The organism is Paraburkholderia sp. (genome assembly GCF_035656215.1).
Classification (GTDB): Bacteria; Pseudomonadota; Gammaproteobacteria; order Burkholderiales; family Burkholderiaceae; genus Paraburkholderia.
In genome coordinates this window covers 14852-33034 of sequence record NZ_DASRSY010000081.1, presented here as the reverse complement: position 1 = coordinate 33034, position 18183 = coordinate 14852, and the positions used below count along the sequence as shown (strand labels likewise).

Below are 18183 nucleotides of genomic sequence, written 5' to 3'. Positions count from 1 at the left end.
CTGATTTGCCGGAATTGCCGCGCGTGGGGTGCGCGCGGCAAACCTCGAACGCAGATCAGCCGAGTGCGGCTTTAGCCGTCTCTACCACGTGCTCGACGGTGAAGCCAAAATGCTTGAACAGCACGCCAGCCGGGGCCGATTCGCCGAACGTGTCGATGCCGACCACGCCGCCCTCCAGGCCCACGTACTTGCGCCAGAAATCCGACACGCCCGCTTCGATCGCGACACGGCGCACGCCGTGCGGCAGCACGCGGTCGCGGTACTCGGCGTCCTGCTTGTCGAACACGGTGGTCGACGGCATCGACACGACACGTGCCGCGATACCTTCACGAGCCAGCGGCTCGACCGCGTTCAACGCCAGTTCGATTTCCGAACCGGTGGCGATCAGGATGATCTTGCGCGCGACGATCTCGTCATTCCAGTCGCGCAGCACGTAACCGCCCTTCTCGATGTTGGCGATCTGCGCGTCCGTGCGCTCCGAGAACGGCAGGTTCTGACGGCTGAAGATCAGGCACGACGGGCCATGATGCTCGACCGCGTGGGTCCAGGCCACCGCCGTTTCGACCGTATCGGCCGGGCGCCACACTTGCAGATTCGGAATCAGACGCAGGCTCGCGACGTGTTCGATCGACTGGTGGGTCGGACCGTCTTCGCCCAGACCGATCGAGTCGTGCGTGAACACGAAGATCGACGGCGCCTTCATCAACGCGGCGACGCGCAGCGCGTTGCGGCTGTAGTCCGAGAACGTCAGGAACGTGCCGCCGAACGCCTTGAAGCCACCATGCAGCGCGATGCCGTTGATCGCGGCGCTCATGCCGAATTCGCGCACGCCGTAGTTCACGTAGTTGCCGGCAGCTTTGCCTTCAGCGTTCACACGCACCGGCTTGGCGGCCTTCCAGTTGGTCAGGTTCGAACCGGTCAGATCGGCGGAACCGCCGAGCAGTTCCGGCAGCACGGCCGACAAACCTTCGATAGCCTGTTGCGATGCCTTACGCGTCGCGACGGTTTCCGCGCGCTCGTTCGCGCCGGCGATGATGGCCTTCGCCTTTTCCTTCCAGTCGGCGGGCAATTGCTTCGCGTCGCGACGCGTGAACTCAGCGGCTTCCTGCGGGTATTTGGCTGCGTATGCCGCAAACGCCTTGTCCCAATCGGATTCGTTGCGTGCACCGGCTTCCGTCGCGTCCCATGCTGCATAGACTTCTTGCGGGATCACGAACGGCTCCCACTTCCAGCCGATCTTTTCACGCGTGGCCGCGATTTCCTTGTCGCCGAGCGGCGAGCCGTGCGAATCGTGGCTGCCGGCCTTGGTCGGCGCGCCTTCGCCGATCACGGTCTTGCAGCAGATCAGCGTCGGCTTGTCCGATTGCTTGGCCTGCTTGATTGCCGCGTCGACCGCGTCGACGTCATGGCCGACCACGTTCGGGATCACGTTCCAGCCATACGCTTCAAAGCGCTTCGGCGTGTCGTCGTGGAACCAGTGCACCACTTCGCCGTCGATCGAGATGCCGTTGTCGTCGTAGAACGCGATCAGCTTGTTCAGCTTCAGCACGCCCGCGAGCGAGCATGCTTCGTGCGAGATGCCTTCCATCAGGCAGCCGTCGCCAACGAACACGTACGTGTGATGGTCGACGATCTTCGCGTCAGGCTTGTTGAATTCGGTAGCGAGCAGCGATTCGGCGAGCGCCATGCCGACCGCGTTTGCCAGACCCTGGCCGAGCGGGCCGGTGGTCGTTTCGACGCCCGGCGTGATGCCGTATTCCGGGTGGCCCGGTGTCTTCGAGTGCATCTGGCGGAAATTCTTCAGCTCTTCGATCGGCAAGTCGTAGCCGGTCAGATGCAGCAGCGAGTACAGCAGCATCGAGCCGTGGCCGTTCGACAGAACGAAACGGTCGCGATCGGCCCACTGCGGGTTCTTCGGGTTATGGCGCAGATGACGCGACCACAACGCCACGCCGATTTCGGCCATGCCCATCGGCATGCCGGGGTGGCCGGAATTCGCTTTTTGAACAGCATCCATGGACAACGCGCGGATTGCGTTGGCCATCAGGGAGGTGCGTGCGGGAGACGGGGTCGTCATGTCGAGTCCGGAGACAGAGTCAGAAAGCGGTGCGCGCTTGAGGCCCGGATGCTCGAATGCCAGTCCACTTCGGCGCACGGTGCGGCGCCAGGAGACGCGAAACGGGCAGAGCAAACGGACAAGGCTGAAAGCGTGACATTCTAACAGAACGTTGACCCACGCCCCGCTCGGAAAGCCGCCTGCTTGTGTGGCAAGGCATGCCCGGCGGGGCCGCGCGGCGCTTCTGCCCTTTACAATTGGGCAACCTGAACCTACCGCGCTCCTGCCGGAGCCTGCCATCTGTGAGCGCTCCCCTGCTGTTCCAGCCAACCGCCGACGCAATCTACGGATTTCCAAACGCGCGGCCGCTTGCGCGCGTCGATTCGCCCTACCAGCGTATCGAGGTATGGGACACGCCGCAGCTCGGCCGGCTGTTTACGCTCGACGGCCGCCCGATGACCTCCACCGGCGACGAATTCATCTACCACGAATGCATGGTGCATCCGGCCGCTCTGGCGCATCCTTCGCCGAAAGCTGCGTTGGTGCTGGGCGGCGGCGATGGGGGCGCCGCGCGGCAATTGCTGAAGCACCCGGGCATCGAGCGGATCGTGGTCGCAGAACTGGATGCCGAAGTCGTGCGCATGACCCGCGAGTATCTGCCCGAAGTGCACGGCGGCGCTTTCGACGATCCGCGCGTCGAGCTGGTGATCGGCGACGCTGCGGAGTATGTCGCGAGGGCTGTCCGGGCGGAGATGGAAGCCACAGCGCAGTTCGATCTCATCGTTTTCGACCTGACGCCACCTGATTCTCCCGCCGCGAGCCTATACACGCCGGACTTCTACATGCGGCTCAAGCGCGTCATGAGTCCGACCGCAGCGCTCTCGCTCCACCTCGGCTCTCCCTATTTTCACCCGGAGCGCATTGCCGGTCTGCTCGCCGATCTGCGCAATACATTCAGCATCGTGCGCACGATGAGCACCTTCATCCCGCTGTACGGCTCGCTCTGGATGATGGCGACCGCCAGCGACACGCTCGACCCCGCCGCCCTTACCGTCCAGGCACTCACTGGGCAACTTGCCGCGCGTCGAATCGACTCGCTGAAGCACTACGACCCAGCCCTGCATGTCGGACTGTTCTCGGCATCCCGGTCAGTGCGCGATAAACTAAGTCAATTCTTAAAGCCATCAAGCTAACGCGTGGGCAAAATGCACGGTTCGGTCGGCGCGCGCTATCGGTGTATCGATATGCAACCGCCCACCTGGCCTCGCAGCATGCGTCCCGCAAACCCCTAGATCCGGAGAACCCCATGACCGCCTCCCGCCCAGCCGGTGTGCCCTGGTTGACCCCCTATCTGACCGTGCGCGACGCGCGTGCCACGACTGCGTTTTTCGAAGCGGCATTCGGCTTCGAAGAACGTGATAGCGTCCAGGACGACGGTGTCGTCATGCATGTCGAGATGACCTATCAAGGCCAGCTGATCGTGATGTTCGCGCCGGAAGGCGCGTTCGGCTCGGCGGCGAAAACACCCAAAAGCGCGGGCGCGATTGCGCCGCAATCGTTTTATGTCTATGTCGACGATGTCGACGCGGTTTACACGCGGGCGCTAGCCGCCGGCGCAAAATCGCTGAGCGAGCCACAGGATCAGTTCTGGGGCGACCGGTTTGCCCAGGTCGAAGATCTGGACGGCTACCGTTGGGCGCTCGCTCGCCACCTTTCCTGAACCAATGAGTATTTTTTTGATGCCTCGCTTCTTCGTCGGTAAGCCTCTCAAGCCCGACGACATCATGCAGTTACCCGATGACGTCACGCGCCACATCCTCGTGCTGCGTTTGCAGCCCGGTGATTCGATCGTGCTTTTCAATGGCGAAGGCGGCGAATACAGCGCCGAACTCGTCGAGGTCGAACGCCGCTCGGCCAAAGTGAGAATTCACGAATTCCGCAATATTGAAGTGGAGGCGCCGTACCACCTTACCCTCGCGCAGGGCATTGCCGGTGGCGACAAGATGGACTGGCTCATCGAGAAGGCGGTCGAACTTGGGGCATCGTGTTTTGTGCCGCTGACCACCACGCGCAGCGTCGTGCGTCTTTCCGGCGAACGCGCGCAGCGGCGGCATGTGCACTGGCAGGGCATCGTGCGCGCGTCGTGCGAACAGTGCGGGCGTAATCGCCTGCCGGAAGTGATGCCTGTGCGCGAGATCGCCACGTGGCTCGGCGCGCTGCCTCGCACACCTGAAGATGGCGAAATGCGCATTCTGCTGTCGCCGCGCGCCAGCATCAGCTTTTCGGCGCTCCCCGCGAATCCGCCGTTCGGGCGCGTGACCGTGCTGGTCGGGCCGGAAGGCGGTTTTTCGGCCGCGGAAGAAGCCGCGGCGACCGACCACGGATTTACCGCAGTCGGGCTCGGTCCGCGCGTGTTGCGCACGGAAACCGCGGGCATCGCAGTGCTTTCGGCGCTGGCAGCTCGCTGGGGCGCCTGGTAAACCAAGGTGCGCACACCAGCGGCCAGCTTGAGTCTGATAAGCGAAACGGCGGGCAAGAGCTACGCTAGTAAAGCTGTCCAGCCTTAGAGCCAAGCCCGGCTAAATAAAGCGGTGGCTTCGAAGCCAAGCCTCTGATTCAAGCGCCCAAGACAAAGGCCCGCCAATTGGCGGGCCTTTGTCTTTTCTTTGCTGCGGTAAGCGGCACTCAGGCAAACCGCCCGCGCAAACCACCCGGCACATTTCAGGCAAACGAGTAAAACACCCGGAACGCGACCTTGCGCTCGGCCCAGAACTCGGCCGCTTCGCGGAACACGTCGAGAAGCGTCTCACGCCCTTCCTTGTCGAACTTTTGCGCGACCGGCAATTGCTCGAGCACGATCACGAACCCGGGCTGCGCGCCTGCTTTGTGGACCAGATCGGTCAGGCAATCGTAGAGCGCGTCGTAGTTCTTGCCGAAATGCTTCGGAAACAGGAACGATGTAGCAATGGTCTCCAGCACTTCCTGTTTGGACTGAGCGTTCGCGCAGTACGCGTACAGAAAATGCTGGCCGAGTTGATTGGCTTCATCAGCTAGATCCTGCACACGAAACGCGCGGATCGACTGTACGATGTTCGGTCGTACGGTCTTGAAAAGACTCATGGGCTCCTCGTTCGATGAAAGCACAGTGCTGGCTTCGCTCTGGTTATCCCGGCCCTGGTCGCCGGCGCGCATTCGCATGACGCGCTGGAATAAATTGCCGTCGCCGGCCGCGAAAAGATCCGTCGCGACTCCGGAGTCGTGCGCGTAGACGTTGTCGCTCATGCCGTTCATCCCGATGTCATTCAACAATACGATTAAAACTGGTGTAGTGGTCGTCCGAGTAGTAGCAGTTGTCGATCCGCTGTACCGGACCTCCGCAGACGATGCGACGCGCCCCGCGGTTTCGTGCGCGAGGCGTGAGAACGGTGTATTCGTGGTAATAGCCGCGCCGATGCGGCGGTAGCAACCGTTCGCGATTGCCGAATACGATGCCGTCCTTCTCATACGGGTAAGGCCCGCCCGCGGCAATCAAGTTCAATGTATTGACCGCTTCGCGTGGTAACTGCGCCGCCGCGATAGCGCCCTGTGCTTGCGTATCGGCGGGTGCCGTGTAGTCGCGCGCAAACGCGCCAGACACGGAGCCTGATAAAGCGCAGAGCGTCAAAGCACCGATCAGCACGCCTTTAATGCGCTGCCACTTGCGTGCCATGAATCAAGGTTCCCCGCTGTTAGATCACGAGTTTGACGACCATGAAAGTCGTAAGGGTATCGCTAAAACCCCACAGAATCAACGTGCGCCGGACAGGCAAAAGCTTCCAATCACGCGGGAAAGAGCCACGGAACGGGCTTTGACGACTTTTGACAGAATATTTAGCTTGTGCAAGCTAAAATGAACTTATTGAAGCGAATGAGGCAAGCCTAAACCACAGGCGGCTCATCGCGCAGTCCATTCCCTGAAGTGAAAGCCTTGCGGTCCTGCGGTCTCTCGGAGGTGGAATGGTCTCATTCAGCCTCTTTTAGGGTGGCTATCCCCTGTTCACCCGCAGGCGTGCCCATTGCGGGCACGCCTTTTTTTTGCATGGCGCCTTAGTCACAACGCCATTTCAGTCCCGGATCAAGGATCAGCGGGCCGCGATCACGTCGGCAACCAGCAGCGCCGTCATGTTGACGATACGGCGAACCGTGGCCGAAGCCGTCAGCACGTGCACCGGCTTGGCCGCGCCGAGCAGCATCGGACCAATCGCGATGTTGTTGCCCGCAGCCGTCTTCAGCAGGTTGTACGAGATGTTGGCCGCGTCGATGTTCGGCAGCACCAGCAGGTTCGCATCGCCCTCGAGCGTCGAGTCGGGCAGCACTTCGCGGCGCAGATTCGCGTCGAGCGCGAGGTCGCCGTGCATTTCGCCGTCCACTTGCAGTTCCGGCGCGCGCTCGCGCAGGATCGCCAGCGTGTCGCGCATTTTCTGCGCGGTCGGCGCATTGCTCGAGCCGAAGTTCGAATGCGACACCAGGGCGACCTTCGGTTCGATACCGAAGCGGCGCACTTCCTCGGCTGCCATGATGGTGATCTCGGCCAGTTGCTCCGGCGTCGGATCGACGTTCACGTGCGTGTCGACCAGGAAAATCTGGCGGTTCGGCAACACCAGCGCGTTCATTGCCGCGTAGACCTTCGCGCCTGCCTTCTTGCCGATCACCTGATCGATGAAGTGCAGGTGGCGATGCGTGGTGGACACCGTGCCGCAGATCATGCCGTCTGCCTCGCCCTTTTCCACCATCATCGCGCCGATCAGCGTGGTGCGGCGGCGCATTTCGAGCTTCGCCATCTGCTCGGTGATGCCCTTGCGGGACATCATCTTGTGATATTCCTGCCAGAAATCGCGGTAACGCTCGTCATGGTCGGTGTTCACGACCATGTAGTCCTGACCCGGGACCAGACGCAGACCGTAACGCGCGATGCGCTGCTCGATCACCGCCGGACGCCCGATCAGTATCGGCTTCGCGAGCTTTTCGTCGACAATGATCTGCATCGCACGCAGCACACGCTCTTCTTCGCCTTCCGCGAACACGATGCGCTTCCTCTCCGGCTCGACGCCACGCGCCAGCTGGAAAATCGGCTTCATGGTCGTGCCGCTGTGATACACGAACTGCTGCAGATGCTGTTCGTACGCTTCCATGTCTTCGATCGGACGCTCGGCAACACCCGAATCCATCGCAGCCTTCGCCACCGCCGGCGCGACCTTGACGATCAGGCGCGGGTCGAACGGCTTCGGAATCAGATATTCAGGACCAAACGACAGATCCTGGATACCGTACGCAGTCGCGACGATATCGCTCTGCTCCTGGCGTGCCAGTTCGGCAATCGCATTGACCGCGGCGATTTCCATTTCACGCGTCACCGTCGTCGCGCCCGCATCCAGCGCGCCGCGGAACAGGAACGGGAACACCAGCACGTTGTTCACCTGGTTCGGATAGTCCGTGCGGCCCGTGCAGAGCACGGCGTCCGGACGCACTTCGAGCGCCAGTTCCGGCAGGATTTCCGGAGTCGGGTTGGCCAGCGCCAGGATCAGCGGCTTGTCAGCCATCTGCTTGACCATGTCCTGCTTCAGCACGCCGCCGGCCGACAGGCCGAGGAAAATATCCGCGCCGCCGATCGCGTCAGTGAGCGTGCGAGCGTCGGTTTCGCGTGCGAAGCGTTCCTTGTCCGGGTCCATCAGTTCGACGCGGCCCTTGTAGACCACGCCGGCCAGGTCGGTGACGGTGATGTTTTCGAGCGGCAGGCCGATGTCGACCAGCAGATCCAGACAGGCCAGCGCTGCGGCGCCCGCGCCGGACGACACCAGCTTGACCTTCTTGATGTCCTTGCCGACCACCTTCAAACCGTTGGTGATGGCCGCCGCGACGACAATCGCCGTGCCGTGCTGGTCGTCGTGGAAGACCGGAATCTTCATGCGCTTGCGGCATTCGCGTTCGACGATGAAGCAGTCCGGCGCCTTGATGTCTTCAAGATTGATACCGCCGAAGGTCGGTTCCAGCGCGCAGATCACCTCGACCAGCTTGTGCGGATCGGACTCGTTCAGCTCGATATCGAACACGTCGATGCCGGCGAACTTCTTGAACAGGACGGCCTTGCCTTCCATGACCGGCTTCGAGGCGAGCGGCCCGATGTTGCCGAGACCCAGCACGGCGGTGCCGTTCGTGACGACGCCGACCAGGTTGCTGCGCGCGGTGAAACGTGCGGCGTTCAGCGGATTTTCGACGATTTCCTCACACGCGAACGCGACGCCCGGCGAGTACGCCAACGCGAGGTCGCGCTGGTTGATCATCTGCTTGGTCGGGGCGATCGCGATCTTGCCCGGCGTCGGGAACTCGTGATAATCGAGGGCGGCTTCGCGGAGTTTGCTATTGGCGGGAGTCGTCATAAGGCGGGCTTCGAAGTGCGGATTAGAATAGATGTTCGACGGCATTGTAGCCCCAATTGCCGGCTCAATTCCTTCAATACGGGTACAACTGCCGCGACTGAAACAGAGCGAAAGGACGACGCCGTGTGCTTCCGGTTGACCACGAATTGAACCGGAGTTGAGTGCCAATCGAGTGTTTACCCGCATGCACGTCCCTACAATGCACGCCGTTAGCGGCTTTTCGTTGCACTTACCCGTTCACCCACCGCCACCATGCTCTCCGAGTTTTCGCTGATCGATCGCTTCTTCGCCCGCCGTGCAGCCGCCGCGACGTCCCGTGCCGCCGAAGGCACACTCGGCATCGGTGACGACTGCGCCCTGCTTGCGCCACGTCCGGGCGAAATGCTGGCGATATCGACGGACATGCTGGTAGAAGGCCGTCACTTCTTTCCTGATGTTGATCCCGAGGCACTCGGTCACAAAGCACTCGCGGTGAACCTGTCGGATCTCGCCGCAATGGGCGCACAGCCGCAGGCGTTCACCCTGGCGTTCTCCTTGCCAAAAGCCGATGAAGCATGGCTCGCCGCCTTCAGCGAGGGCCTTTTCGCGCTGGCTGAGCGCTATGGCTGCGATCTGATCGGCGGCGATACGACCGGTGGCCCGTTGAATCTGTGCATCACCGTGTTCGGCAGCGTGGGAGCGCATGTTGCGCTGCGCCGTGACGCCGCGCTGCCGGGCGACGACATCTGGATCTCCGGCACGCTCGGCGACGCGCGCGCCGGTCTCGGCGTGCAGCGCGGCGAGTGGTCCGCCGATGCCAGCGACACTGCGACATTCCGTCACGCCCTCGAACGCCCGGAGCCGCGCGTCTTCCTCGGTCTCGCGTTGCGGGGCATCGCCCATGCAGCGCTCGATCTATCGGATGGGCTCGCCGGCGACCTGTTCCACATCCTGGAACGCTCGAACGTGCACGCCACGATCGACGTCGACGCCGTTCCGCGTTCGGCCGCACTGCGCCGCCTCCCGCCCGAGATCCAGCAGCGCTGCACGCTAGCTGGCGGCGACGACTACGAGCTGTGCTTCACCGCGCCGGTTGCGGCACGCGCCAAGGTCGAAGCAGCCGGCCGCGAGACGGCAATATCGGTCACCCGCATCGGTACAATAAGCGCTCTTCAAACGGCGGCCGACCGTCCGGCGATTGGCTGGCGCGATGCCGCCGGCGCACCCCTCACTCTGACGTTGCAAGGTTTCGACCATTTCCATGCAGACTGATCCCCCGCTGGTCCCTGCCGACGATCTCATCGGCAACCCTCAGCCCAACGCGTCCGGTCCGCGCCCGCCGCGTCCCCAGCCGCGTCGCGCGACAGCGCGTTTCATGCTGTCGCATCCGCTACACATTCTGTCGCTGGGTTTTGGCAGCGGCTTGTCGCCGGTTGCGCCGGGCACGATCGGCACGCTGTTCGCATGGGCATCGTTCGCCGTCCTGAGTCGCTATCTGACCGTGATCGAGTGGGGCGTGCTGATCGTCGCCGGTTTTTTTGGCGGCATTGCGATTTGCGGCTTTACCGCGAAGAAGCTGGGCACCGACGATCCGTCGCCGGTCGTCTGGGACGAAATCATCGCGTTCTGGCTGGTGCTGCTGATGGTCACGCCGGTCACGCTGACCGGGCAATTCTGGGCGTTCATCGTGTTCCGCTTCTTCGACATGGTGAAGCCGCCGCCGATCGGCTATTTCGACCGCCGCCTGAAAGGTGGCTTTGGCATCATGTTCGATGACCTTGTCGCCGCGTTTTTCACGCTGCTCGTGATTGCGCTCTGGCGCATGTCGGTTTAACCGTTGGCCGGTGCCGGTCGGCCGCTGCCCGCCGGTACCCCCGCAGCCGTTCCCCGTTTTCCGGATTGACGCCATGCCTACCGATTCCGTGGTTCACCAGCTCGCGATTCGCGTGAGCAACCGCCTGCGCGACGAGCGCCTGATGCTCGTCACCGCCGAATCCTGCACAGGCGGCATGGTGGCGACCGCGATCACCGATATTTCCGGCAGCAGCGGCTGGTTCGAGCGTGGCTTCGTCACGTATTCGAATCAGGCGAAGTCCGAAATGATCGGCGTGCCGGCCGACCTGATCGAAAAGCACGGCGCGGTCAGCGAACAGGTGGCGCGCGCGATGGCCGAGGGCGCGCTGCGCAACAGTCGTGCGCAGGTTTCGCTGTCGATTACCGGCGTCGCCGGTCCGGGCGGCGGCACTGAAACGAAGCCGGTCGGCATGGTGTCGTTCGGCTGGAGCAATCGGCTGCATACGTCGGTGGAAACCAAGGTTTTCAAAGGCGACCGCGAGAAGATCCGCGTGCAGGCCGCCGCGCACGCGCTGCGCGGCATGCTGGCCCTGCTCGACGAGCGCGAACATTAACTTCCAGTTCAGAACCTGAGGCGCCGCACACGATGCCCACGATGTCTGCTTCCCACGTAGCCAAAGACGAGTTGATCCATCGCTTCGATTTGAAGCCGCATCCGGAAGGTGGATTTTTCAGCGAGACATATCGGTCCGCGGAGTCGGTCCGCCGCGATGACGGTTCAACGCGGACGCGCTCGGCGTCCACCGCGATTTACTACCTGCTCTGTGACGGCGCGCATTCGGCGTGGCATCGGATCAAGTCCGACGAGGTCTGGCATTTTTATGCCGGCGAGCCGTTGAACGTTCACGTACTTGACGAAGCAGGCTCGCTGATTACGCATAAGCTGGGCAATGCGCTGTCACATTCGGATGCCGTGTTTCAGGCGGTGGTGCCTGCGGGTCTGTGGTTTGCCGCGCAATGCGCGGACCCGGCGACGTTTGCGCTGGCGGGCTGCACGGTAGCGCCGGGTTTCGAGTTTAGCGAGTTCGAGTTGGCGGATGTCGAGGCGTTGAAGGCGCAACATCCGCAGCATGCGGCATTGATTGCGCGGCTGGGACCGGTGGTTTAACCGGCGTGAATAGCCCCAGAGATCGGGATCGGTTGCCTGACCGGCCTCTGCTGAAGCGAAAGCGAAAGCACATGGGTCACTCGATTCGCGCGAACCACCGGGAGAATTGATTCAAAGTTCGTTCATCACGACGCCCCCCTTGATCACCGGAACGCATTAATCCGGTCACGCGTGTCCATCGCCGCTTTCGCCGCAGCCTCAGCGAAATCCTCGTCCTTGCCGGCGTAGATAATCGCACGCGACGAGTTGATCAGCATGCCCGTGCCGTTCGCCGTACGGCCAGCGTTAACCGTCGCCTGAACGTCACCGCCTTGCGCGCCGATGCCCGGAATCAGCAACGGCATATCGCCGACGATTCCACGCACCACTTCGATTTCCTTCGGGAAGGTCGCGCCGACCACGAGGCCCAGTTGGCCGCTCGCGTTCCACCTGTCCGCCGCCAGTTGCGCGACGACCTGATACAGCGGACGCCCGCCCGTCTCCAGGAACTGCAGATCCGAACCGCCCGGGTTCGAGGTCCGGCACAACACGATCACGCCCTTGCCCTTGTGCTCCAGATACGGCTCGATCGAATCGAAACCCATATACGGATTCACCGTCACCGCATCCGCCTGATAGCGCTCGAACGCCTCGCGCGCGTACTGCTCGGCCGTACTGCCGATGTCGCCGCGCTTCGCATCCAGAATCACGGGCAAGCCGGGGTGATTCGCATGAATGTGCGCGATCAACTGCTCGAGTTGGTCTTCCGCGCGATGAGCGGCGAAGTACGCGATCTGCGGCTTGAACGATGACGCGTACGGCGCGACCGCGTCGACGATAGTGCGGCAGAAATCGAAGATCGCCTCGGGACGGCCCGCGAGCGCGCCCGGGAATTTGCTGGGCTCGGGGTCGAGGCCGACGCACAGCAGCGAGTTCGTGCGCTGCCAGGCGTCGTTGAGTGTCTGGATGAAATTGGACATGGTGAGTCTCGCGGCGAGCCGATAACGGAAGAGGCGCGTATTTTACCCGTCCTGCGCGACAAGCCGCGGCGACGTGTCATGCCGGCGGGGCCGGAACGTGTGCCCCGCCCCCTGTCCTCCGCTACTGCCGCCGCCGCGACCCGCGCGCACCCGGCATCGAGCGTAAACCCGTGCGCTCGATCGTGAAGCGGAACGTGCGCGTCAGGCGCTCACCTCGACCCAGCATCGTCATGCCGTTCTCGCACGCGCCGCCGGCCAGATTCATCGCATTGATCGGATGATCGACCGGCTCGAAACAGAAGAAGTCTTCTCCCGGCGGCGTGTACAGCACGTAGTAGTCGGTGTCGGCGGCGATATTCAGCGACAGCCGCCGCTTCGGCCACACCACCGCCGCCTGCCCACTCCAGCCCGTGAACGCGTGATTGACGATGGCTTCCGGCAACGGATACGCCACGCCGAATTGCCACGCGGGCGGCGCCGGCACATGACGCACCGGCAGCCAGTTATCGCCGGAGAGCCACAGGCCGCCGGCCGCTGCTGACAGTTCGGTATCCGCGTCACGCACGAAAAATGGATGGACGCCCAGCCCGAAAGGCAGCGCTTCGCGTCCGGCGTTCTCGATTTCCAGCGTGATGGCGAGCGTGGGGCCGTCAAGCGTATAGGTTTGCGACGCACGGAATGCGTACGGTTTGCCGTCGTGGCGATCGAGCGTCAGACGGACATTTTCGCGGTCCGATTCGGCGACCTGCCAGGCGGAGAGCCAACCGTCGCCATGAATCGGAAAGGGTTCGTCGGCGCGATTTTGCGGCACATCGACCCGCCGCCCCGCCACATTGAAATGCCCGCCGCCGATCCGGTTCGAATATGGAAGCAGCGGATAGCAGGCGAGTTGGTTCGGCTGAGTATCCGTTGAAACATGACGGCAACGCCGGAAGATCGGCGTAAGCGCGCCGTCGTTGCGCCAGTCGAAACGGGTGACGCCGCCGCCGAGCGTCGGCGCGACATCGAGACGCAAATGCGCGTTGGCAAGCGTGATGCACGCAAGCTCGCCGCCGCTCGTCTCACCGATCGCAACCGCCGACGTACTGGGGCCCGGAAGCACCGGATTGGCCGCTGCGTTGAGTCGCGCGCGTCGGGACTGAGAAGAAGCAGAAACAAGATTCGCAACAGTCATATCTGGCTCCATCGAGAGGCGTGGGACGTTGCCGTCATTGCTGACGGATGCTATTGGGCGATTTTTTTGCACCGGTCGCCTCTGGGTCCGAACTGCATGCTGCCGATTTGCTGCCAGTTTTGCTGGCATTGGGTTTGCGATATCAACTGCTGATTCACCTTCAAAGTCACTGCTCGACTGCACTCCGCTGCTGCCTCGAAACTGAGGCTGAGTCATTCTGCGCTATACGGGCGAGCCTTGGAACACCGGCTCCGGCAAACCTCGTCGGCCGGACGTTGCGATGAACACGCCGCCCGCACGAGAATCGCCCGCGAGCGCCGCGGCATCGAGATCGATGCGCGCGCTCGTGATGTACAGCGTGCCGAGTTGCGCACGCCCCGAAAGAAGTCCCCGTGTGGAACCACCAAACGCAACACAACTCGGCTGCGCGGTCGGCACGTCGACGCGCTCGGTTTCCACGCCGTCGGGGCCATATCGCACCACTCGCCGGCCACCCCATTGGGCGTTCCACAAACCACCGTCGCGGTCGACGGTCGAGCCGTCGGGCTCGCCTGTCGCGTCCGTCAATTTCGTGAAGACGCGGTCGTTGCCGATGCCGCCGTTCGCGCGATAGTCGCAGGCGCGGATTTCACGCGTCGGCGAATCGCAGTAGTACATCGTCGCGCCGTCCGGGCTGAACGCGATGCTGTTCGAAATCGCCGGTGCGGGTAGCGGCAAACGCTCCAGCGACAAATCATGGTTCAACCGATAAAACCCGCCAACCGCTTGCAACGGCGAGCCTTCGTCTTTCGTACCGAAGACAAAACGCCCCTGACGATCGCAGCGTCCGTCGTTCACCCGCGTGTTCAAGCCAGGTTCGACGTCGACGATGCGTTGCGTTTCGCCGGTTGCCAGATCGAAGAACGCCAGATGCGTCGCCAATCCGAGCAGCAGGTAGTGCGGATCGGCGCACAGCGCGAACGTGGCAAGACGCTCCGGCATGCGCCAGAACGTGCTGCGCCCGTCGTTCGGGTCATAGCGCCACAGGCGCGCGCCCTCGATATCGGTCCAGTAGAAGCGGCCGGTTTTCGCGCACCACGTAGCCCCCTCGCCGAGCGTGCACTTTGTGTCGAGCAGCAGCGCCGCACGAGGTGCAGACCCTGCACGCACACCCGCACGCACGTTCGCACTCACGCCCAGCCTCCGTCCACGACGATGTCTTGCGCGGTGATCATCCCGCTGTCGTCGGCGGCGAGGAACAGCGCCATGCGTGCGAGATCGGCGGGCTCCAGTTCAGCGTCGATGCACTGGCCTTCCTTGATCGAGCGACGGCCCGCGTCGTCGAGCCACAAACGCTTCTGCTTTTCCGTCATCACCCAGCCCGGCACCAGCGTATTGACGCGAATATTGAAGTGACCGAGGTCGCGCGCGAGGCCACGCGTCAAACCCTGCACCGCCGATTTCGACATTACGTACACCGGATAGCCGCCGTTCTTCAACATCCAGCTAATCGAGCCGAGGTTGATGATCGAACCCGCGTTGGCGGCTTTCATGTCCTCCATCACCGCCTGGGCCGCGAAGAACTGGTGACGGATGTTCACCGCGATGCCCGCATCGAAAAACTCACGCGTCACGTCACCGATCGCGTGGCGTTTGTCGTTCGCCGCGTTGTTCACCAGCACCTGAATCGGACCGAGCGCAGCCTTCACGTCGGCGATCGCTTTTTGCAGCGCGTCGACGTCGGTCAGATCACAAGGCAGGAACAGCGGCTTGTGTTTCGAATCGCCGAGTTCATCGGCGAGCCCCTCACCCGCGGTCGCATCGATATCGAAAAACGCGACGCGTGCGCCCTGCGCCGCGAAATGCTCGACGAACGATGCGCCGATTCCAGTCGCGCCACCCGTAATCAACACGGTTCGGTCGACGAGACTCGGATAGCGGGCAAACGCGTTATCCGCGAGACGGTCGTTTGCATTGGCCGGAGACGACATCGTTCGATTCCTTTTAGAGCAAAGTAAGCAGGTCGCGAAATGAGTCGCGGGGTTAGTCCCGCGAGCCGCGGTTCTTCAACTGGTCGAGCAGCACAGCGGCGAGCAGAATCGCGCCGCGCACGAGGTACTGATAGAACGCGTCGATGTTCATCAGGTTCATCACGTTCTCGACCGTACCCATGATCAGCACACCGATCACGACACCGGAGATCGTCGCGCGACCGCCGAGCAGCGACACGCCGCCCAACACGCAAGCCGAAATCACGTTCAACTCGAAACCTTCCGCCGCATTCGGCTGACCCGACGTAATCCGTGAAGCCAGAATCACACCGGCCAGCGCAGTGACGGCGCCTTGAATCAGGAAGATATAAACGCGAGTACGTTCGACGTTGATACCGGCGAGACGCGAGGCTTCCGGATTACCGCCGATTGCCAGCGTGTTGCGGCCATACACGGTCTGATTGAGCATCACGCCGAATACGATGAAGCACAGCAGCGTGACCCAGATCGGCAGCGACACGCCGAAGAAGCTCAAACCGCCCAGCGCGATAAACGTATCCGACGACACACCCACTGCCTGCCCGTGCGACACGATAAAACCCAGACCGCGGACGATTTCCATCGTCGCGAGCGTCGTGATCAGCGCGTTGATGCGCAGATACGCTATCACCGCGCCGTTGACGAAACCGATCACGGCACCCGCCGCCACCGCTGCAATGATCGCGATGAACGTATTACCGGTCGCGTTCAGCACCATCGCGCACAGCACGCCGGCGAACGCGACCGTCGAACCCACCGACAAGTCGAAATCGCGCGAGGCCAGACAGAACATCATCGTGCACGCGACCATGCCGATCTGCGAAATCGACAGCGCGAGACCAAGCATGTTCTCGATCGAGAAGAAGTGGTCGACTGTCAGCGACATCGTGATGAACATCACGATGAAGATCAGGATCAGGCTGTACTCGGTGATCTGCTGCCACCATTTCGCCTTGTCGTTGCCTTGCGGAATCAGCGCTTCGGCCGCACTTTTTACGGCTTGTTGCGCGAGGTTTTCTCTGGCTTGCATTTTGAAGACTCCTCCCGTTCCCCACGGGTTGCCGGACTTTCGTCCAAATAATGTTCAGGCCGCTTGCTCGGTGGCTGCGGTTCCAGTTTCGGGCAGCGCGGTCGAGCTTTGCGGCAACGCGAGGTTCAACACCGTTTGTTCCGTTGCTTCCTGGCGTGACAGTTCGCCGGAAATCCGGCCCTGACGCATCACGACAATCCGGTCGGACACGCCGAGCACTTCCGGCAATTCCGACGAAATCATCACGATCGCGCAGCCACGCTCGGCCAGCTGATAAATCACGTTATAGATCTCATGCTTCGCACCGACGTCGATTCCGCGCGTCGGTTCGTCGAGAATCACCACTTTCAGATCGGGCTCGGCCAGCCAGCGCGACAAAATCGCCTTCTGCTGGTTGCCGCCCGACAGGAAGCGAATCTTCTGGCGGCGGCTCGGCGTTTTGATCTTCAGCAGCTTGATAAAACGGTCGGCGGTTTCCGCTTCTTTCTTGCGGTCGAGAAACATCCCCGCGCGCAGATAGTGACGGCGGCAACTGATATTGATGTTCTCCGACACGGTCGCCATCGCGACGATGCCCTCTTCCTTGCGGTCTTCCGGGCACAGCACGATGCCGTGTCTGATCGCTTCGCCGGCGCTGCGCACTTTGATCGGCTTGCCGTCGAGCACGATTTCGCCGCCCTTCTTGTGATCGGCGCCGTACACCAGATGCATCAGTTCGCTGCGTCCCGCGCCCACCAGACCGAAGAAGCCGACGATCTCGCCGCGCCGCACTTCGAAACTAGCCGGCTGCGCGAGCGCATGGCCTTCGATCGCTTTCGCCGCGAAGCGCACGTCGCCCAGCGGACGCGCTGAATAGTTGTAGATATCCGAAATTTCTCGTCCGACCATTTCGCTGACGATGGTGTCGCGCGACACGCCTTCAAGCGTCGGATGCGAGGCGATCTTGCGGCCATCGCGGAAAATCGTGCAGGCGTCGCACAGTTCGTAGATCTCGTCCATGCGGTGCGAGATGTAGATCATTGCGCGATTGTCGGCACGCAGATCGCGCACCAGCTTGAACAGCACTTCGGTCTCGCGATGCGATAGCGAACTGGTCGGTTCATCCAGTGCGATCACTCGCGCGTTACGCAGTAGCGCCTTGCAGATTTCGACCATCTGCCGTTGCGCGATCGAGAGCTTTCTCAGCTTCGCGTTCGGATCGAGCGCCACGCCCATCGCTTCGAGGCGTTCACGCACGAAGCGCTTGGCTTCGCGCTTGTTGACCCAGCCGAGCGAGTTCGGCAACTGGCCGAGCAGCAGGTTTTCCGCGACCGTCAGATCGGGCACGTATTGCAGTTCCTGGTGAATCACCGCGATCCCCGCCGCGATCGACGACGCCGCGCTCGTGAAGCGCACCTCATTGCCGTCGATCATCACGCGACCGGAGTCGGGTTGATATTCACCGCCAAGAATCTTCAGCAGGGTCGATTTCCCTGCGCCGTTTTCGCCCATCAGGCCGTGCACCTGGCCGACGTTGACGTCGAAGGACACACCGTCGAGCGCGCGCACGCCTGGAAAGACTTTGCCGATATTGTCAAAACGTAGCGTCGCTGACACTT

Annotated in this window: 17 protein-coding genes; 7 read left to right on the top strand and 10 right to left on the bottom strand. The window is 62.4% G+C overall.

The features are described from left to right. Positions 1 to 55: 55 nt before the first annotated feature. Positions 56 to 2077 carry a transketolase gene (tkt, locus tag VFE81_RS04550; RefSeq protein WP_325043450.1) on the bottom strand — a complete coding sequence of 674 codons (2022 nt, stop codon included), beginning with the start codon at positions 2075 to 2077 and terminating at the stop codon, positions 56 to 58. Positions 2078 to 2358: 281 nt separating this feature from the next. Here tkt and speE point away from each other — a divergent pair, with 281 nt between their 5' ends. The 3 genes from speE to VFE81_RS04535 all read left to right on the top strand — a co-directional run bounded on the left by speE (position 2359) and on the right by VFE81_RS04535 (position 4536). Then, positions 2359 to 3249, top strand: a complete 891-nt coding sequence (gene speE, locus VFE81_RS04545; RefSeq protein WP_325043468.1) for a polyamine aminopropyltransferase — start codon at positions 2359 to 2361, stop codon at positions 3247 to 3249. Positions 3250 to 3362: 113 nt separating this feature from the next. Further along, positions 3363 to 3776 (top strand): VOC family protein, encoded by a 414-nt coding sequence (locus VFE81_RS04540; protein ID WP_325043449.1) that lies wholly within the window; start codon positions 3363 to 3365, stop codon positions 3774 to 3776. Between the two features lie 19 nt (positions 3777 to 3795). Beyond that, positions 3796 to 4536 carry a 16S rRNA (uracil(1498)-N(3))-methyltransferase gene (locus VFE81_RS04535; protein WP_325043448.1) on the top strand — a complete coding sequence of 247 codons (741 nt, stop codon included), beginning with the start codon at positions 3796 to 3798 and terminating at the stop codon, positions 4534 to 4536. A 241-nt stretch (positions 4537 to 4777) separates the two neighbouring features. Here the strand turns inward: VFE81_RS04535 and VFE81_RS04530 are convergent, their stop codons facing one another. The 3 genes from VFE81_RS04530 to VFE81_RS04520 form a co-directional block, all read right to left on the bottom strand. Continuing rightward, positions 4778 to 5338, bottom strand: coding sequence for a barstar family protein (locus VFE81_RS04530; protein ID WP_115783446.1), 561 nt, complete (start codon positions 5336 to 5338; stop codon positions 4778 to 4780). Between the two features lie 16 nt (positions 5339 to 5354). Then, positions 5355 to 5765: a ribonuclease gene (locus VFE81_RS04525; RefSeq protein ID WP_325043447.1), complete on the bottom strand. Its 411-nt coding sequence runs from the start codon at positions 5763 to 5765 to the stop codon at positions 5355 to 5357. 412 nt (positions 5766 to 6177) lie between these two features. Then, positions 6178 to 8517: an NADP-dependent malic enzyme gene (locus VFE81_RS04520; protein WP_325043446.1), complete on the bottom strand. Its 2340-nt coding sequence runs from the start codon at positions 8515 to 8517 to the stop codon at positions 6178 to 6180. 207 nt (positions 8518 to 8724) lie between these two features. Here VFE81_RS04520 and thiL point away from each other — a divergent pair, with 207 nt between their 5' ends. From thiL to VFE81_RS04500, 4 genes are all read left to right on the top strand, one after another. Next, positions 8725 to 9723, top strand: a complete 999-nt coding sequence (gene thiL, locus VFE81_RS04515) for a thiamine-phosphate kinase (RefSeq protein ID WP_325043445.1) — start codon at positions 8725 to 8727, stop codon at positions 9721 to 9723. Next, positions 9713 to 10285 carry a phosphatidylglycerophosphatase A gene (locus tag VFE81_RS04510; RefSeq protein WP_325043444.1) on the top strand — a complete coding sequence of 191 codons (573 nt, stop codon included), beginning with the start codon at positions 9713 to 9715 and terminating at the stop codon, positions 10283 to 10285. The genes thiL and VFE81_RS04510 overlap by 11 nt, the downstream gene beginning before the upstream one ends. A 73-nt stretch (positions 10286 to 10358) precedes the next feature. Continuing rightward, positions 10359 to 10859 carry a CinA family protein gene (locus tag VFE81_RS04505; protein ID WP_325043443.1) on the top strand — a complete coding sequence of 167 codons (501 nt, stop codon included), beginning with the start codon at positions 10359 to 10361 and terminating at the stop codon, positions 10857 to 10859. Positions 10860 to 10900: 41 nt separating this feature from the next. Beyond that, entirely contained in the window at positions 10901 to 11413 is a 513-nt protein-coding gene (locus VFE81_RS04500; protein WP_325043442.1) for a cupin domain-containing protein, read from the top strand. Positions 11414 to 11556: 143 nt separating this feature from the next. On the opposite strand, the gene pyrF is transcribed toward VFE81_RS04500, so the two are convergent. The 6 genes from pyrF to araG form a co-directional block, all read right to left on the bottom strand. Then, entirely contained in the window at positions 11557 to 12372 is an 816-nt protein-coding gene (gene pyrF / locus VFE81_RS04495; protein ID WP_325043441.1) for an orotidine-5'-phosphate decarboxylase, read from the bottom strand. Positions 12373 to 12493: 121 nt separating this feature from the next. Next, positions 12494 to 13546 (bottom strand): aldose 1-epimerase, encoded by a 1053-nt coding sequence (locus VFE81_RS04490; protein ID WP_325043440.1) that lies wholly within the window; start codon positions 13544 to 13546, stop codon positions 12494 to 12496. A 222-nt stretch (positions 13547 to 13768) separates the two neighbouring features. Beyond that, entirely contained in the window at positions 13769 to 14725 is a 957-nt protein-coding gene (locus VFE81_RS04485) for an SMP-30/gluconolactonase/LRE family protein (RefSeq protein ID WP_325043467.1), read from the bottom strand. Beyond that, positions 14716 to 15516 carry an SDR family NAD(P)-dependent oxidoreductase gene (locus VFE81_RS04480; RefSeq protein WP_325043439.1) on the bottom strand — a complete coding sequence of 267 codons (801 nt, stop codon included), beginning with the start codon at positions 15514 to 15516 and terminating at the stop codon, positions 14716 to 14718. The genes VFE81_RS04485 and VFE81_RS04480 overlap by 10 nt, the downstream gene beginning before the upstream one ends. Positions 15517 to 15568: 52 nt before the next feature. Next, the gene (gene araH, locus VFE81_RS04475; RefSeq protein ID WP_325043438.1) at positions 15569 to 16585 is read right to left on the bottom strand and encodes an L-arabinose ABC transporter permease AraH; all 1017 of its coding nucleotides are present in this window, start codon (positions 16583 to 16585) and stop codon (positions 15569 to 15571) included. Positions 16586 to 16639: 54 nt separating this feature from the next. Further along, positions 16640 to 18181 (bottom strand): L-arabinose ABC transporter ATP-binding protein AraG, encoded by a 1542-nt coding sequence (gene araG, locus VFE81_RS04470; protein ID WP_325043437.1) that lies wholly within the window; start codon positions 18179 to 18181, stop codon positions 16640 to 16642. Between the last annotated feature and the right edge of the window lie 2 nt (positions 18182 to 18183).

What these genes read in the sequence shown, in the direction of transcription:
- tkt (WP_325043450.1), bottom strand. Translation starts at nt 2,077, where the DNA reads ATGACGACCCCGTCTCCCGCACGCACCTCCCTGATGGCCAACGCAATC.
- VFE81_RS04480 (WP_325043439.1), bottom strand. Translation starts at nt 15,516, where the DNA reads ATGTCGTCTCCGGCCAATGCAAACGACCGTCTCGCGGATAACGCGTTT.
- thiL (WP_325043445.1), top strand. Translation starts at nt 8,725, where the DNA reads ATGCTCTCCGAGTTTTCGCTGATCGATCGCTTCTTCGCCCGCCGTGCA.
- VFE81_RS04530 (WP_115783446.1), bottom strand. Translation starts at nt 5,338, where the DNA reads ATGAGCGACAACGTCTACGCGCACGACTCCGGAGTCGCGACGGATCTT.
- VFE81_RS04520 (WP_325043446.1), bottom strand. Translation starts at nt 8,517, where the DNA reads ATGCCGTCGAACATCTATTCTAATCCGCACTTCGAAGCCCGCCTTATG.
- VFE81_RS04540 (WP_325043449.1), top strand. Translation starts at nt 3,363, where the DNA reads ATGACCGCCTCCCGCCCAGCCGGTGTGCCCTGGTTGACCCCCTATCTG.
- VFE81_RS04510 (WP_325043444.1), top strand. Translation starts at nt 9,713, where the DNA reads ATGCAGACTGATCCCCCGCTGGTCCCTGCCGACGATCTCATCGGCAAC.
- VFE81_RS04490 (WP_325043440.1), bottom strand. Translation starts at nt 13,546, where the DNA reads ATGACTGTTGCGAATCTTGTTTCTGCTTCTTCTCAGTCCCGACGCGCG.
- VFE81_RS04500 (WP_325043442.1), top strand. Translation starts at nt 10,901, where the DNA reads ATGTCTGCTTCCCACGTAGCCAAAGACGAGTTGATCCATCGCTTCGAT.
- VFE81_RS04525 (WP_325043447.1), bottom strand. Translation starts at nt 5,765, where the DNA reads ATGGCACGCAAGTGGCAGCGCATTAAAGGCGTGCTGATCGGTGCTTTG.
- pyrF (WP_325043441.1), bottom strand. Translation starts at nt 12,372, where the DNA reads ATGTCCAATTTCATCCAGACACTCAACGACGCCTGGCAGCGCACGAAC.
- VFE81_RS04505 (WP_325043443.1), top strand. Translation starts at nt 10,359, where the DNA reads ATGCCTACCGATTCCGTGGTTCACCAGCTCGCGATTCGCGTGAGCAAC.
- araH (WP_325043438.1), bottom strand. Translation starts at nt 16,585, where the DNA reads ATGCAAGCCAGAGAAAACCTCGCGCAACAAGCCGTAAAAAGTGCGGCC.
- VFE81_RS04535 (WP_325043448.1), top strand. Translation starts at nt 3,796, where the DNA reads ATGCCTCGCTTCTTCGTCGGTAAGCCTCTCAAGCCCGACGACATCATG.